The following is a 15,405-nucleotide window of genomic DNA, read 5'->3' on the forward strand; positions in this document are numbered from 1 at the left end:
TGATGGATCTACGTAAACTCAAAACTCTGATCGACCTCGTCTCGGAGTCCGGTATTTCCGAACTCGAAGTGACCGAGGGCGAAGGCAAGGTCCGCATCGTCAAGAATGCGCCGCCGGTTTACGTGCAACCGTCCGCCACCTACGCCGCTCCGCCGTACCCGCAGGCAGCCCCGGCCTTCGCCGGCGAAGCCCCGGCCGCGGTGAGCGCACCGGCGGCGCCCGCTGCCGCCGCGCCGCAGGGTCATGTCGTGACTTCGCCGATGGTCGGCACGTTCTACCGCGCGCCGTCACCTGGCGCCGATCCGTTCGTGCAGGTCGGCGACACGGTCAAGGAAGGCCAGACCATCTGCATCATCGAAGCGATGAAGCTGTTGAACGAGATCGAGTCGGACAAGTCCGGCGTGGTCAAGGAAATCCTCGTCGAAAACGGTCAGGCGGTCGAGTACGGCCAACCGCTGTTCGTGGTCGGCTAACGCGGCAACCAGAGTTCGCCGCCCGCGCGCCGTTGATCCCGAGGCGCGCGACCGATCCTCTGCGGCAGCCGCGTCGTGACCGACCCGGCGCCCATTGATGAGTCGAAAACCTGCTATGTTTGAAAAAATCCTCATTGCCAATCGTGGCGAGATCGCGCTTCGTATCCAGCGAGCCTGCCGCGAACTCGGCGTCAAGACGGTCGTCGTCTATTCAGAAGCCGACAAGGAAGCCAAATATGTGAAGCTCGCCGACGAGGCGGTTTGCATCGGCCCGGCACCGTCGAATCTGAGCTATCTGAATATGCCGGCGCTGATCAGCGCGGCGGAAGTCACCGACGCCGAAGCGATACACCCCGGCTACGGCTTCCTGTCGGAGAACGCCGACTTCGCCGAGCGCGTCGAGCAGTCCGGCTTCACCTTCATCGGCCCGCGTCCGGAAACCATCCGCATGATGGGCGACAAGGTCACGGCCAAGCAGACCATGATCAAGACCGGCGTGCCCTGCGTGCCGGGTTCGGAAGGCGCGTTGCCGGACGATCCGAAAGAGATCGTGAAGATTGCCCGCCAGGTCGGTTACCCGGTCATCATCAAGGCGGCCGGCGGTGGCGGCGGCCGCGGCATGCGCGTGGTCCATACGGAAGCGGCGCTCGTGAACGCGGTCAACATGACCCGCGAAGAAGCCGGCCGTGCGTTCGGCAACCCGCAGGTCTATATGGAGAAGTTCCTCGAGAACCCGCGCCACATCGAAATCCAGGTGCTGGCCGACTCGTTCAGGAACGCGGTGTGGCTCGGCGAGCGCGACTGCTCGATGCAGCGCCGCCACCAGAAGGTGATCGAGGAAGCGCCGGCGCCGGGTATCGCGCGCCGTCTGATCGACCGGATCGGCGATCGTTGCGCGGATGCGTGCAAGAAGATGGGCTATCTCGGCGCGGGCACGTTCGAGTTCCTGTATGAAAACGGCGAGTTCTACTTCATCGAGATGAACACGCGCGTGCAGGTCGAGCATCCGGTCACCGAGTTGATCACGGGTGTCGACATCGTGCAGGAGCAGATCCGTATCGCGGCCGGCGAAAAGCTCGCGTTCCGTCAGCGCGACATCCAGTTCCGCGGCCATGCGATCGAATGCCGGATCAACGCCGAAGATCCGTTCAAGTTCACGCCTTCGCCGGGACGCCTGACGTCGTGGCACATGCCGGGCGGCCCCGGCATCCGCGTCGACTCGCATGCGTACAACGGCTATTTCGTGCCGCCGAACTACGATTCGATGATCGGCAAGCTGATCGCTTACGGCGCGACGCGCGAACAGGCGATCAAGCGCATGCGCATCGCGCTGTCGGAAATGGTGGTCGAAGGCATCCAGACCAACATCCCGCTGCACCGCGAACTGATGCTCGACGCGAAGTTCGTCGAAGGCGGCACCAGCATTCACTACCTCGAAAACCGGCTGGCCGCGCGTCAGCAGGTCGCGGAAGAAGCGTAAGTCATGAGCTACCGGGAACTGGTCGCCGAACTGGCGCGCGAGCACGCGGAGGAATTTTCCGACGCACTGCTCGAACTGGGCGCGCTGTCCGTGTCGGTTGAAGACGCCGACGCCGACACGCCCGATGAGCAGCCGCTGTTCGGCGAACCCGGTCTCACGCCGGATCGCACCGCATGGCAACGTTCGCGTGTGATCGCGCTGCTCGCGCCTGAGCACGACCCGGCGCTGCTGCTGACCGCGGCGGCGAACGAGGTGGGACTCGACGCGGCGCCGGCCTTTACCGTGCGCGAAGTCGAAGAGCAGGACTGGGTGCGGCTCACGCAGTCGCAATTCGATCCGATCCAGATCGGCGAGCGCATCTGGGTCGTGCCGTCGTGGCACGACGCGCCGGACCCCGACGCATTGGTGCTCGAACTGGACCCGGGCCTCGCATTCGGCACCGGCAGCCATCCGACCACGCGCCTGTGCATGGAGTGGATCGAGCAATCGGTACAAGCCGGCCAGTCGGTGCTCGACTATGGCTGCGGCTCCGGCATTCTCGCGATTCTCGCGAAGAAGTGCGGCGCGAACCCGGTGATCGGCATCGATATCGATCCGCAAGCGGTCGAATCGGCGCGTCACAACAGCGAGCGCAATCGCGCCGATGTGACCTACGGCCTGCCCGACGAATGTCCGGCCGGCGAATTCGACGTGGTGGTCGCCAATATCCTGTCCAATCCGCTGAAGCTGATGGCGTCGATGCTCGTGTCGAAGGTCAAGCCGGGCGGACGCATCGCGCTGTCGGGCATTCTCGCGCGCCAGGCCGACGAAGTCGCGCAGGTGTACGCGCGCTGGATCGACATCGGCGTATGGCGCGAACACGAAGGTTGGGTGTGCCTGACGGGAACGCGCCGCGAAAGCCATTAGAATAAGGCGTATCGTCAACCAACCGCCCCCGGCTTAACGGCTCAATATGCTCCTGGCGACGCGTTGTCCCTTCTGCGAAACTGTCTTCAGCCTGCAACCGGCGCAGCTTGCACAGCGCCGCGGTCTCGTGCGTTGCGGGCATTGCCAGGAAGTCTTCGACGCGTCGAGCAGCCTGTTCGACGTCACCGACGGCGGCGATTTCTCGAAGGCCAAACCGGTGGCCGCCGCGGCGGCGATCGAAGCGCTGTCGGGTGTGCGGCAGAAGAGTCCTGATTTCAGCGGCGACGCGTGGGATCCGTGGACGCCGGCCGCGGAACCTGGCGCTGGCGCGGCGGCCTACAGCGCCGACCAGGCTTCAGTTGATACCCCTCGCCGCGAACCGGCCAGCATGCTCGACGAGCGTCTGCACGACAACGCGGTCCACATGCCGCTTGCGCCGCTTCCGCTCGGTGGCAACGACAGCGCAGCGTCTGCCGCGCCCACCCCGCGCACGGCGACCGAGCCTGAATTGCCCGCCGGCGGCTTCACCGCCCCCCTGCCCGCCGATCACGAACCGACGCTGACCGACGCGCCGCTCGAACCATTCGCCTATCCCGCCGATGAGCCGGCTGACGAACCGCCCGCCGCTGCGGTAGCACCGGGGGCATCGTCCGCGAACCGATTTGCCGCATCGCCTGTGACAGCGGCGACGGCAGCGCCTGTCACGCCAGCGCCCGCCGCCGACGAAGCACCGCGCGTATGGCACAAGGCCGAACGCACGGCTTCATCGACGCTGGATGAACCCGTGCTCGGCGAGCGCGCGAAATTGTATGGAATCCCCGATAACGAGCCGCGCTTCGGCACAGGCAGCGCCGGTTCGACTCGCTACACCGCAGCAGCAAGCGCAGGCGCCGCGGCTGCCAGCCCGGATACCGGCGGTGGCCTGGGCGGCCCAGGCGGCCCTGCGGGCCCACGCCCGCCCGGCGGCTTCGGACCCGCGGCGGCGCCCGGCGAACCGTTCTCGGTCAAGCCCGTCAACGACGGCGCCGATCCGTTCCCGATCATGCGCGAGCCGCGTCCCGCCGAAGGCCGCCGGGTCGGCTTGCTCGCGGCCGGCGTGGTGCTCGCGGTACTGCTCGTGATCGCATTGCTCGCGCAGCTCGCGTGGTGGCAGCGCGAAGCCGTGCAGGTCGCGATGCCGCGCTCGCAGGTGCTCTATGCGAAGGTGTGCGGGTATCTGGGCTGCCAGCTGACGCCGCCGCACGACATCGACGGGTTGCTCGTCGAGCCGTCCGATCTGCGGCAGGTCGACGGCCCGCACAAGCTCGAGCTGAAGATGCCGCTGCACAATCGCCTGAACATCGCGCTCGCTTATCCGGCGATCGAACTCACGCTGCTCGACGATCAGAACAACGTCGCGGTGCGGCGCGTGTTGTGGCCGCAGGATTACGTGCCACCCGGCACCGTGATCGCGGCCGGTCTGCCCGCTCACGCGACGCAGACGATGATCGTGCACCTCGACACCGGCAACGCGATCGCGTCGAATTTCCGCGTACAGATTTTTTATCCGTAACGCGCCCTCACGCGCCCGCCTCCGAGCGGGCGCTTCAATGTCCGTTTCACTGTCATTTACTGACGCAATTTCGGAGCACAACATGAGTCAAGTCACGCTGGGTGGCAACCCGATCGAAGTAGGCGGCACGTTCCCGTCGGTGGGCCAGAAGGCCGCCGAGTTCTCGCTGGTCGGCAAGGACCTGAAGCCGCTGTCGCTCGCCGACTTCGCCGGCAAGCGCAAGGTACTCAACATCGTGCCGAGCCTCGACACGCCGACCTGCGCGACCTCGACGCGCAAGTTCAACGAAGCCGCTGCGAAGCTCACCAACACGGCCGTGATCGTCGTGTCGGGCGATCTGCCGTTCGCCGCGTCGCGCTTCTGCACGACCGAAGGTATCGAAAACGTCGTGACGGCGTCGACCTTCCGCGGCCATGAGTTCGCGCAGGCATACGGCGTCGACGTGACGAGCGGTCCGCTGACCGGCCTGACCGCGCGCGCGGTCGTCGTGATCGACGAGAACGACAAGGTCGTGCACGCCGAGCTGGTCGGTGAAATCAAGAACGAACCGAACTACGACGCAGCGCTCGCCGCGCTGAAGTAAGCCTCACGCGCACGAGCCCCTGGCGCCGCGCTTTCACGCGCGGCGCCGTCGCATCGTCGCGCCATTTTTCCATCGCTTTTTTACAGGAACGCTCGCCTTGGCTACGCTCATCTGCGGCTCGCTCGCCTACGACAACATCATGACCTTCGAAGGCCGCTTTCGGGAGCACATCCTGCCGGAGCAGGTCCACATCCTGAACGTGAGCTTTCTGGTGCCGACCATGCGCCGCGAGTTCGGCGGCTGCGCGGGCAACATCGCCTACGCGCTGAATCTGCTGGGCGGCGACGCACGTATCATGGGCGCGATCGGCGCAGTCGACGCGCAGCTCTATATGGATCGGCTCGCGCAGCTCGGCCTGTCGACCGAGAACGTGCTCGTCGTACCCGACACCTACTCGGCGCAGGCGATGATCACGACCGACCTCGAGAACAACCAGATCACCGCGTTCCATCCGGGCGCGATGATGCAATCGCATAAGAATCGCGCCGACGAAGTGGCGGGCATCACGCTCGGCATCGTCGCGCCGGACGGCTACGACGGCATGGTGCAGCACGCCGAGCAACTGGCGGCCGCGGGCGTGCCGTTCATCTTCGATCCGGGCCAGGGCTTGCCGCTGTTCGACGGCGAGACACTCCGGCGCATCATTGAACTTGCTACTTATGTTGCGGTCAACGACTACGAAGCCAGGCTGGTGAGCAACAAGACCGGCTGGTCGACCGAAGAGATCGCCGCCAAGGTCGACGCACTGATCATCACGCTCGGTGAAAACGGTGCGCAGATCCATCACGGCGGCGGCATCGAAGAGATTCCCGCGGTCAAGGCGAAGCAGGTACTCGACCCCACCGGTTGCGGCGATGCATTTCGCGGCGGCTTGCTGTACGGTATCGAGAATGGACTGGGCTGGGCGACTACCGGCCGCCTCGCCAGTCTGATGGGTGCATTGAAAATCGAGCAGCAAGGCCCGCAAAACTACTCGCCCAGCCGGGCGGAGATCAACGAGCGGTTCAAGCAGGCCTTCGGATACGACCTGCCGTGATATCGCGAGCTATGGGAGGTTTGGAATGAGAACAACGAGTCGCCTGATCGTCGCCACCTTGATCGCCGGTTCGCTGGCCATGTCGGGGTGTGCGGTCAACAGCAGTTCTCCCGACGTCTTCACCGCGTCACAAGCGCAACGTGAACAGACGGTTCGCATGGGCACGGTCGATAGCGTACGCGCAGTGCGGATCAGCTCGAACAACGGCCAGCCGAGCGGCGTCGGCGCACTCGGCGGCGCGGCGCTCGGCGCGCTCGCCGGCAGCTCGATCGGCGGCGGCCGCGGTTCGGTCGCCACCGGGATCGTCGGCGGCATCGGCGGCGCAGTCGCCGGCAACGCGGTCGAGAACCGCGTCGCGATGCGCGACGGCCTCGAGATCACCGTGCGGCTCGACAACGGCGACATGCGTGCGATCACCCAGACTTCCACTGGCGAGGTGTTCCGCGCCGGCGATCGCGTCCGGCTGCTGTCGAGCGGCGGCGTCACGCGCGTGACTCATTAACGGGCACTCGCAGGCACCTACCGACACTCACGGATTTCCCCTCTCGCGCGGCCGCGCGTCGTTCTTTTCCGCGCCGCGACGACGACCTCACACGCATGCGCCCTCACGGGTCCATGCGTGTTTTTTTGTCCGCGCGCCGGATGATGCTTGCGTGCTATTCGCGCGCACGCTTCGTCGATCGGGAACCGCCACCGGACTCGCTTCACTGTCACTTCACGCTCGCCTCATCGCGACGAGGCCAGGCAAAAAGCCGGGCAAAAAAAATCCCGCTACCGGAAAACCGGTAACGGGACATTGACCGGGCGGCTCGCTCACAACTCGAGCACGACCCGGTCATCAGACACATCTGTCGATGTGCCGAAGTACTTTTACTGCTTACGGACGGCTGCCCGTCGGGAACGGCCATGCCGCTGCCGGGTTCAGCGCGGTCTTCACCGTCGCCGCCGGTGCGCTCGAGACAGCAGGCGCAGCGGGAGCAGGGGCAGCCTTCTTGGCGACAGCCTTCTTCGCAGGGGCAGCCTTCTTCGCAGGCGCAGCGGCCTTCTTCGCGGCAGCCTTCTTGGCAGGTGCAGCTTTCTTGGCAGCAGCCTTTTTCGCAGGCGCGGCTTTCTTGGCAGCGGTCTTTTTAGCAGCGGCCTTCTTCGCCGGTGCTGCCTTCTTAGCTGCGGCCTTCTTCGCCGGTGCCTTCTTCGCAGCAACCTTCTTGGCCGCGACCTTCTTCACTGCCGCTTTCTTCGCCGGTGCTGCCTTTTTCGCCGCTACTTTCTTAGCCGCGACCTTCTTCACTGCCGCTTTCTTCGCCGGAGCTGCCTTCTTCGCAGCAACCTTCTTCGCTGCTACTTTCTTGGCCGCAACCTTCTTCACTGCGACTTTCTTGGCAGCGACCTTCTTGGCCGGAGCGGCTTTCTTGGCCGGAGCAGCTTTCTTCGCTGCGGTCTTCTTTGCTGCGGGCTTTTTAGCCGCGGCTTTCTTTGCAGTTGCCATCATTTTCTCCTTCAGGTTTTTGATGAGGTCAGTTCAAACTACACACCCTTCGTCAAAACCCGCTTCCCGCGGGACGCTTTTCATGGCGCGCGCTACGAAGCGGGCTATTCATCGGCGTACGCAGGTGCAACGCGCTTACGCTAATGAATGCGGTAAGGCGCGCCGTGCCACGAGGCACCGCGCGCCAGATCTGGTCGGCGTCGACTATCGACGCCGGCAATTGCTTGATCGGGCCGCCGGCGACTACGCCAGCGGCTTTTTCCGGGGGGAAGTTTGCCCATCCCACTGAAGGGTTCGCAAAGTGCCTGTCATGTTTGTGGGCCGTCAAGGCACCGGGCACGCTTTGCATCAGGCCGTTCTGCTCCTAACCCAGGCTGCCGCGGCCTCTGCCGGCGGCATCCCCATCAATGAAACCATCCGCGACACGAATCCCGGTTTACTCCCAGGACAGCGCGCCGCCAGTCTGATATTCGATCACTCGCGTCTCGAAGAAGTTGCGCTCCTTCTTCAGGTCGATCATCTCGCTCATCCACGGGAACGGGTTTTCCTCGTTCGGGTACAGCGGATCGAGACCGATCTGCTGGCAACGGCGGTTGCAGATGAAGCGCAGATAGCTCTTGAACATCGACGCGTTGAGGCCGAGCACCCCGCGCGGCATCGTATCTTCAGCGTAGCGATATTCGAGCTCGACGGCCTGCTGGAAGATCTCGCGGATTTCCGCGCGGAACTCAGCGGTCCACAGATGCGGGTTTTCGAGTTTGATCTGGTTGATCAGGTCGATGCCGAAATTGCAGTGCATCGACTCGTCGCGCAGGATGTACTGATACTGCTCCGCGGCGCCGGTCATCTTGTTCTGACGGCCGAGCGCCAGGATTTGCGTGAAGCCGACGTAGAAGAACAGGCCTTCCATCACACAGGCGAACACGATCAGCGAGCGCAGCAGCGTCTGGTCTGCTTCGAGCGTACCGGTCTTGAAGGCCGGGTCGGTCAGCACGTGGATGTACGGAATCAGGAATTCGTCTTTCGCGCGGATCGACGTAACCTCGTGATACGCGTTGAAGATTTCGCCCTCGTCGAGACCGAGCGACTCGACGATGTACTGATAAGCGTGCGTGTGGATCGCCTCTTCGAATGCCTGGCGCAGCAGGAACTGGCGGCATTCGGGCGCCGTGATGTGGCGATAGGTACCCAGCACGATGTTGTTGGCGGCCAGGGAATCCGCCGTCACGAAGAAGCCCAGGTTGCGCTTGACGATGCGGCGCTCGTCCTCGGTCAGCCCGTTCGGGTCTTTCCACAGGGCGATGTCGCGCGACATGTTCACTTCCTGCGGCATCCAGTGGTTGGCGCAACCGGCCAGATACTTTTCCCAGGCCCACTTGTACTTGAACGGCACCAGCTGATTGACGTCAGTCTGGCCGTTGATGATGCGCTTGTCGGCGACATTGACGCGCGCTTCGGAAGTAGCCGCGTTGGCAACCGGGTTGGCAACATGAGCAGCGGGAGCGACAGCGATGTCGTTCGCGAAGACTTCTTGCGCCGAGAGAGCATGGGGAGCGGAACGCGTTCCGATTTGCGAATCCACAGCCGACCCCGCAGCGTTGCGCAACACGTTCGGTTGCGTCGCGCTCGAGGGAGTTACGGCAGTGATCTCGTCATCCCAGTTGAGCATAAATGTCACCATCAATTTAGAACGGTTTGTACCATCTTTTCACGAGCGATAAAAGAGTTCGCTCGCGAAAAATCCTGTTTTCGATTCGCGTTGCTACGTTCATACAACACTTTGTTCGACGGACTGTGTGTGATGCGTCGAGTGAAGCGTGTCGAATGCGTGTTGAAGATGCGTTGCCGAGGTGCTTCGCGAAGTCGAAGAGCAACGTTGCGTCGTGACGTTTCGCTGCTCTATCTATCTGTGTTGCGCAGTGCGTTCGATGCCTGGCTGTCGTACTTGCTGGCGCTTCCACTCGTGCCGCGTGTTGCTCATCGCGACGCCTGGCGGCGAGACGCGCTGGCTGTTCTGATGCTGGCGCGGGTCGCCGTGAGCGACTGAAGTTCGATGCGGTGTCGTGCGATGCATGTGGCCGCCGATGCTGCTCACTTCGTCGCGCAACCTGCCGCTCTTCTGCTGCTCATCTGCAGTTCGCCTGTCGCGCTGGCATCGCTCGATCCATCTCTAGCCGTTGCGCTACGGGTCGATCGACGTGCCCTTCAGGTGCGATGCCGTGCGCGCTGCGCGCTTCACCTGATGTTGCCGACTGCCGCCGACTGCGTCCTGCAAATTGCGACCTGCTAATTGCGACCTGCCAACCGCGATCTGCTGACTGCTGTACCGCTTCGTTGCACCGATGAGCAGCGAGACCTCGATCCCGCTCGCCGCTCATCGGCCTGCCTCTACTTCATCGGTGTTGGACGCGCCGCTCGCTGGATGCGGGTCATCACCTACCATCCCGCACTGTTAGCAAGCACCGCTCCCGACACTTGCCATCTACTTACTGGCAAGCCTCGCACTCGTCGAAGCCAGGGTCGCCCGGACGCATCATGCACACCGGACCGTCGGCTTCAGGTGCTGCATCGACTGCAATCGCCGTCGATGCGGCAGCAGCAGCCGCGGCAGCCTGGAAGCCACCCGCCGATCCACCCGCCGCACCGCTCACGCCGAAGCCGCCGGCCGCGCCGCCTGCGTTACCCGAACCCTCGGACCCCGAGCTCACCGCGTTCAGCGCGCCGTGCGCGACCGTCGACTTCTCGACGTGCGTCGCCGCCATCGTGCGCAGGTAGTAGGTAGTCTTCAGGCCGCGCAGCCATGCGAGCTTGTAGATCTCGTCGAGCTTCTTGCCCGACGCGCCCGCCATGTAGATGTTCAGCGACTGCGCCTGGTCGATCCACTTCTGACGACGCGAGGCCGCCTCGACGAGCCACACCGGATCGACTTCGAACGCGGTCGCGTAGATCGCGCGCAGGTCGGCCGGGATGCGGTCGATGCGCGACAGCGTGCCGTCGAAGTACTTCAGGTCGGCGACCATCACTTCGTCCCACAGGCCGCGTGCCTTCAGGTCGCGCACCAGGTAGTCGTTGACCACCGTGAACTCGCCCGACAGGTTCGACTTCACATACAGGTTCTGATAGGTCGGCTCGATACACGCCGACACGCCGATGATGTTCGAGATCGTCGCGGTCGGAGCGATCGCAATACAGTTCGAGTTGCGCATGCCGTAGGTCGCGATGCGCGAACGCAGCGCGGGCCAGTCCATCGACTCGCTCGAATCCACTTCGACATAACCGCCGCGTGCTTCGGCGAGCAGCGCCACCGAATCCTGCGGGAGGATGCCGCGATCCCACAGCGAGCCGCGGTAGCTCGAGTAGCGGCCGCGCTCCTCGGCGAGTTCGGTCGACGCGTAGTACGCGTAGTAGCAGACCGCTTCCATCGAACGGTCGGCGAACTCGACCGCTTCGGCCGACGCGTACGATGTGCGCAGCATGTGCAGGCAGTCCTGGAAGCCCATGATGCCCATGCCGACCGGGCGGTGCTTCAGGTTCGAGTTACGCGCCTTGGCGACCGCGTAGTAATTGATGTCGATCACGTTGTCGAGCATGCGCATCGCGACGCTGACCGTGCGCTTCAGCTTGTCGTGGTCGAGCGCGAGCGTGCCGTCGGCCTGTTCCTTCAGGTGCGCGACGAGGTTCACCGAGCCGAGGTTACACACGGCGATTTCGGTGTCGCTGGTGTTCAGCGTGATTTCCGTGCACAGGTTCGACGAGTGGACGACGCCGACGTGCTGTTGCGGCGAGCGCACATTGCACGGATCCTTGAACGTGATCCACGGATGGCCGGTTTCGAACAGCATGCCGAGCATCTTGCGCCACAGTTGCGCCGCCGGGATCTTCTTGAACAGCTTGATCTCGCCGCGCGCGACCTTGTCTTCGTAAGCCGTGTAAGCCGTTTCGAACGCGGCGCCGAACTTGTCGTGCAGGTCCGGGCAGGTGGACGGCGAGAACAGCGTCCAGTCGCCGCCTTCCATCACGCGCTTCATGAACAGGTCGGGAATCCAGTTCGCGGTGTTCATGTCGTGCGTGCGGCGGCGGTCGTCGCCGGTGTTCTTGCGCAGCTCCAGGAACTCCTCGATGTCGAGGTGCCACGATTCGAGGTACGCGCACACCGCGCCCTTGCGCTTGCCGCCCTGGTTCACGGCGACCGCCGTGTCGTTGACGACCTTCAGGAACGGCACCACGCCCTGCGACTTGCCGTTGGTGCCCTTGATGTGCGAGCCGAGCGCGCGCACGCGCGTCCAGTCGTTGCCGAGACCGCCGGCGAACTTCGACAGCAGCGCGTTTTCCTTCAGCGCTTCGTAGATGCCGTCGAGGTCGTCATCGACCGTGGTCAGGTAGCACGACGACAGCTGCGAGCGGCGCGTGCCCGAGTTGAACAGCGTCGGCGTCGAGCTCATGAAGTCGAAGCTCGACAGCACGTTGTAGAACTCGATCGCGCGCGCTTCGCGGTCGATCTCGCCCAGCGACAGGCCCATCGCGACACGCATAAAGAATGCCTGCGGCATTTCGATACGCACGTTGTCGTGATGCAGGAAGTAGCGGTCATACAGCGTCTGCAGGCCGAGGTAGCCGAACTGCAGGTCGCGGTTCGCGTCGAGCGCGGCGCCGAGGCGCTTCAGGTCGAACTGCAGCAGCTTGTCGTCGAGCAGCTCGGCTTGCACGCCGCGCTTGATGAACTGCGGGAAGTACTCGGCGTAGCGCTCGCCCATTTCGGCTTGCGTGACTTCCTCTTCGAGGATCTCGCGGCGGATCGTGTGCAGCAGGATGCGCGCGGTGGCCTGGCTGTACGCCGGATCCTTTTCGATCATCGTGCGGGCTGCGAGGATGGCCGAGTCGTAGACCTGGCTCATCGGCACACCGTCGTACAGGTTCTTCACCGTTTCCGCGACGATCGGCTCGGCGCTCACCGCGTCGCCCAGGTTCGCGCACGCGGACTCGATGATGCCGCGCAGCGCCGCCATGTCGAGCGGGCGCGTCACGCCGTTGTCGGTCACGTTCAGACCCGGCGTGCTGGCGGCCTCGGTGTGGTCATCATGCGCGCGCGCCTGGTTGCGCTTCTCGCGGTACAGCACGTACGCACGCGCGACGTTGTGTTCGCCGCCACGCATCAGCGCGAGCTCGACCTGATCCTGGATGTCTTCGATATGGAACGTGCCGCCGTTCGGGCGGCTGCGCAGCAGCGCGCGCACCACGCTCTGCGTGAGTTGCTCGACCAGTTCGCGCACTCGCGCCGACGCCGCGCCCTGCCCGCCGTTGACGGCGAGGAACGCCTTCGTCACGGCGATCGCGATTTTCGACGGCTCGAACGACACTACGCTGCCGTTGCGGCGGATCACCTTGTAGTCGGCGTAGCTCGCTTGCGGGGCGAGCGCCTGCGTGCCCTGAGTCTGGCCGAACGCATGGCCAGTCGGTGAGCCCTCGTAACGGGTCGTCACGTTGTCGGTGGTTTGCATGTGCAAAGCTCCTGGTCTTGGAAATGGCGGCGAGTGCCGCGGATTAAATCGAACGCCGCGCCTCCGCGAGCGCGAGCGATGAGGTGCGGGAAAGCCCGCTGAGCCGGTTGGCGGGATGCGAGTACGAGGAAGCCTGATTCGATTTGATGTCGGTCTTCATCGGGTATGTCGCGATCACTGGCTGGTCCTTTCCCGAATGCTGCTGGATGCCGCCGGAGATCCCCTACCGGCCGTGCCCCAGGAATTTTTTTAGCTGGCCTGGAATGCTTGCGGCGCCGTACTCGGGGAGCGGGGCGCCGCGGACTTATACACTCAGTTATTCACATGGTTATGCACAGATGACACAAGATGTAGTGCAAAACCGTGTTTGTGGCACCAAGTATAGTGGAGATTCGAGACAGGTCAAATCGTTTTATTTGCTGCTGACGTATTGACTTTTGGCTCGCGCGGCGCGCATGCGCTCTCCCCGCGGAAGCAGGCCACGCCTCGTTCCGCGCACTTCACACGAATTCAGACGAACGGCGATTAGCGGGTATCGGAAAACTTGAGATAGGGGAAATACCGAGCGTCGAGCGAGGTCTCGCGTTGCAGCCGTGACCACTCGAAATGTGGACCGGGATCGGTCTTGCGAAGCGGCGCGATGTCGGAATGGCCGGCGAGCGCATCGATCGGATAGTGCGAGTTCAGCGCGCTGACGAGCGCGGCGAGCGTGCGGTATTGCGCCGCCTCGAAGGCAGTGGTGTCGCTGCCCTCGAGCTCGATCCCGATCGAGAAATCATTGCAGCGCTCGCGGCCGAAAAAATTCGACGGCCCCGCATGCCACGCGCGCTCGTTGCACGACACGAACTGTTCGAGCGCACCGTCGCGCAGAATCACGAAATGCGCGGACACGCGCACGCCGCGCAGATGGGTGTCGTAGTAGGGATGGGCGTCGCAGTCGAGCGTGTTCTGGAACAGCTCGGCAATCGCGGTGCCGCCGAACTGGTTCGGCGGCAGGCTGATGTTGTGGACGACGATCAGCGTCGGCACCGCGCCTTGCGGCCGTGCCTCGAAGTTCGGAGACGGGAGCTTGCGCGCGGCGGGAACCCAACCGTCGGGATCGACGGTGAACGCTTCGCTCATCGGGCGTCACGTCCCGACGGACGCGCGCCGTGGCGCTGCGCGTGCGCGGCGCAGCAGAACACCTGGCCTGCCACACTGACCGAATCGCTCTTCGGCGCATGCACGCCGCACTCGACGCAGCGGATCATCGGCTCGGCGAGCTGCGGCGGCGCACTGGCGCCGCTCGCCCCACGGGCACCGCCGTTCGCGGCACCATTCGCACCACGGCCGTCCTGCGCACCGGAGCCGGTGCGCTGCGCGGTTTGCGCGTCGTGACGGCGCAGCGCCTTCACGAGCCATTGGCCGACGATGAACAGCAAGATCAGCAAAAAGATTTGTCGCATGGAGACACGCTCACACTACAGGCCGGTGCAACAGCACCTCGAAAACGAAACGGCTGCCGACGTACGCGAGCAACAGCGCGACGAACGAGGCCAGCACCCAGCGCAATGCCGCACGGCCGCGCCAGCCGGATACCTTGCGCGCGGTCAGCAGCGCGCCGAACATCACCCACGAAAGAATCGCGAACACGGTCTTGTGATCGAGCCGCAATGCACGGTCGATCAGTTGCTCGCTAAACAGAATGCCGGAGACGAGCGTCAGCGTGAGCAGCACGAAGCCGGCGCCGATCAGGCGGAACAACAGCTTTTCGAGCGTGAGCAGCGGCGGCAGCGTGTCGAGCCAGCTCGACCACCAGCCGTTGCCGGCTGCTGCCGCATGACGCTGCGCGAGGCCGCCGCGCATCGAATGCAAACGCCGCTCGACCGCCAGCATCAGCACCGCGTGCAACGCCGCGATCGCGAACAGACCGTACGCGATGTTGGCGATCAGAAAGTGCAGCTTGAACATCGGCGCGGCCGCGTACGGCAGCACGCGCACGCCGTTGAACGCGAGCGGCAGCAGCGAAGCGACGCATGCGAGCGGCAGCACGAGCAGCCGCAAGCCATCGAGCGGGAAGAAGAAGCTCTCTATCCAGTAGATGCCGGCGCCGAGCCAGAACATCGCCGACAGTGCGAACGCGAAGCCGAACACCATCGCGTTCTGAGGGAAGATCGTGGTGTGCAGCAGCACGCCGTGCGCGAGCAGCGCGACGAACAGCAGCGCGCGCCCCGGCGCGCTCATGCCGGAGGCCGCCGAAACGCCGGCGCCCGGTGCACCGCCGGCGGGCAGAGGCGGCACGCTCTCGAGCAGCGGACGCACGGCCGCGTGCCGGTGCGAGCGCCACCCGGCCACGGCAAGGCCGCCGTAGAGAAGCGCGGTGAGGGCATACAGTACAATATCCATATTCGA

General features: G+C 64.3%; 13 protein-coding genes and 1 pseudogene. 7 read left to right on the forward strand and 7 right to left on the reverse strand.

All coding sequences use genetic code 11. From position 1 onward, the window contains the following. Positions 1-2 precede the first annotated feature (2 nt). The 7 genes from accB (at position 3) to L0U82_RS15775 (ending at position 6,532) form a co-directional block, all read left to right on the forward strand. Positions 3-473 carry an acetyl-CoA carboxylase biotin carboxyl carrier protein gene (gene accB / locus L0U82_RS15745; RefSeq protein WP_233832151.1) on the forward strand — a complete coding sequence of 157 codons (471 nt, stop codon included), beginning with the start codon at positions 3-5 and terminating at the stop codon, positions 471-473. A 115-nt stretch (positions 474-588) separates the two neighbouring features. Next, the gene (accC, locus tag L0U82_RS15750) at positions 589-1,953 is read left to right on the forward strand and encodes an acetyl-CoA carboxylase biotin carboxylase subunit (protein WP_233832153.1); all 1,365 of its coding nucleotides are present in this window, start codon (positions 589-591) and stop codon (positions 1,951-1,953) included. Between the two features lie 3 nt (positions 1,954-1,956). Beyond that, on the forward strand, positions 1,957-2,859 hold the full coding sequence (prmA, locus tag L0U82_RS15755) for a 50S ribosomal protein L11 methyltransferase (protein WP_233832155.1): 903 nt from the start codon (positions 1,957-1,959) through the stop codon (positions 2,857-2,859). A gap of 46 nt (positions 2,860-2,905) precedes the next feature. Further along, entirely contained in the window at positions 2,906-4,411 is a 1,506-nt protein-coding gene (locus L0U82_RS15760) for a zinc-ribbon and DUF3426 domain-containing protein (RefSeq protein WP_233832156.1), read from the forward strand. A gap of 82 nt (positions 4,412-4,493) precedes the next feature. After that, on the forward strand, positions 4,494-4,994 hold the full coding sequence (gene tpx / locus L0U82_RS15765) for a thiol peroxidase (RefSeq protein ID WP_233832157.1): 501 nt from the start codon (positions 4,494-4,496) through the stop codon (positions 4,992-4,994). Between the two features lie 97 nt (positions 4,995-5,091). Then, positions 5,092-6,030, forward strand: a complete 939-nt coding sequence (locus L0U82_RS15770) for a carbohydrate kinase family protein (protein WP_233832159.1) — start codon at positions 5,092-5,094, stop codon at positions 6,028-6,030. A 25-nt stretch (positions 6,031-6,055) separates the two neighbouring features. Further along, on the forward strand, positions 6,056-6,532 hold the full coding sequence (locus L0U82_RS15775) for a glycine zipper 2TM domain-containing protein (RefSeq protein ID WP_233832161.1): 477 nt from the start codon (positions 6,056-6,058) through the stop codon (positions 6,530-6,532). 375 nt (positions 6,533-6,907) lie between these two features. Here the strand turns inward: L0U82_RS15775 and L0U82_RS15780 are convergent, their stop codons facing one another. From L0U82_RS15780 to L0U82_RS15810, 7 genes and pseudogenes are all read right to left on the reverse strand, one after another. Further along, entirely contained in the window at positions 6,908-7,516 is a 609-nt protein-coding gene (locus L0U82_RS15780) for a histone H1-like DNA-binding protein (protein WP_233832162.1), read from the reverse strand. Positions 7,517-7,549: 33 nt separating this feature from the next. After that, positions 7,550-7,865, reverse strand: a pseudogene (locus L0U82_RS15785) (hypothetical protein). An 87-nt stretch (positions 7,866-7,952) separates the two neighbouring features. Beyond that, complete coding sequence (locus L0U82_RS15790) at positions 7,953-9,185, reverse strand: ribonucleotide-diphosphate reductase subunit beta (protein ID WP_233832165.1); 1,233 nt, start codon at positions 9,183-9,185, stop codon at positions 7,953-7,955. Positions 9,186-10,002: 817 nt separating this feature from the next. After that, positions 10,003-13,014 (reverse strand): ribonucleoside-diphosphate reductase subunit alpha, encoded by a 3,012-nt coding sequence (locus L0U82_RS15795; RefSeq protein WP_233832167.1) that lies wholly within the window; start codon positions 13,012-13,014, stop codon positions 10,003-10,005. Between the two features lie 525 nt (positions 13,015-13,539). Then, the gene (ampD, locus tag L0U82_RS15800; protein WP_233832169.1) at positions 13,540-14,136 is read right to left on the reverse strand and encodes a 1,6-anhydro-N-acetylmuramyl-L-alanine amidase AmpD; all 597 of its coding nucleotides are present in this window, start codon (positions 14,134-14,136) and stop codon (positions 13,540-13,542) included. Continuing rightward, positions 14,133-14,459: a PP0621 family protein gene (locus L0U82_RS15805; RefSeq protein WP_233832170.1), complete on the reverse strand. Its 327-nt coding sequence runs from the start codon at positions 14,457-14,459 to the stop codon at positions 14,133-14,135. Before L0U82_RS15805 ends, ampD begins: the two co-directional genes overlap by 4 nt. 10 nt (positions 14,460-14,469) lie before the next feature. Then, positions 14,470-15,399, reverse strand: coding sequence for a cytochrome C assembly family protein (locus L0U82_RS15810; protein WP_233832171.1), 930 nt, complete (start codon positions 15,397-15,399; stop codon positions 14,470-14,472). Positions 15,400-15,405 lie beyond the last annotated feature (6 nt).

It is taken from the genome of Paraburkholderia sp. ZP32-5 (genome assembly GCF_021390495.1).
Lineage (GTDB): Bacteria > Pseudomonadota > Gammaproteobacteria > Burkholderiales > Burkholderiaceae > Paraburkholderia.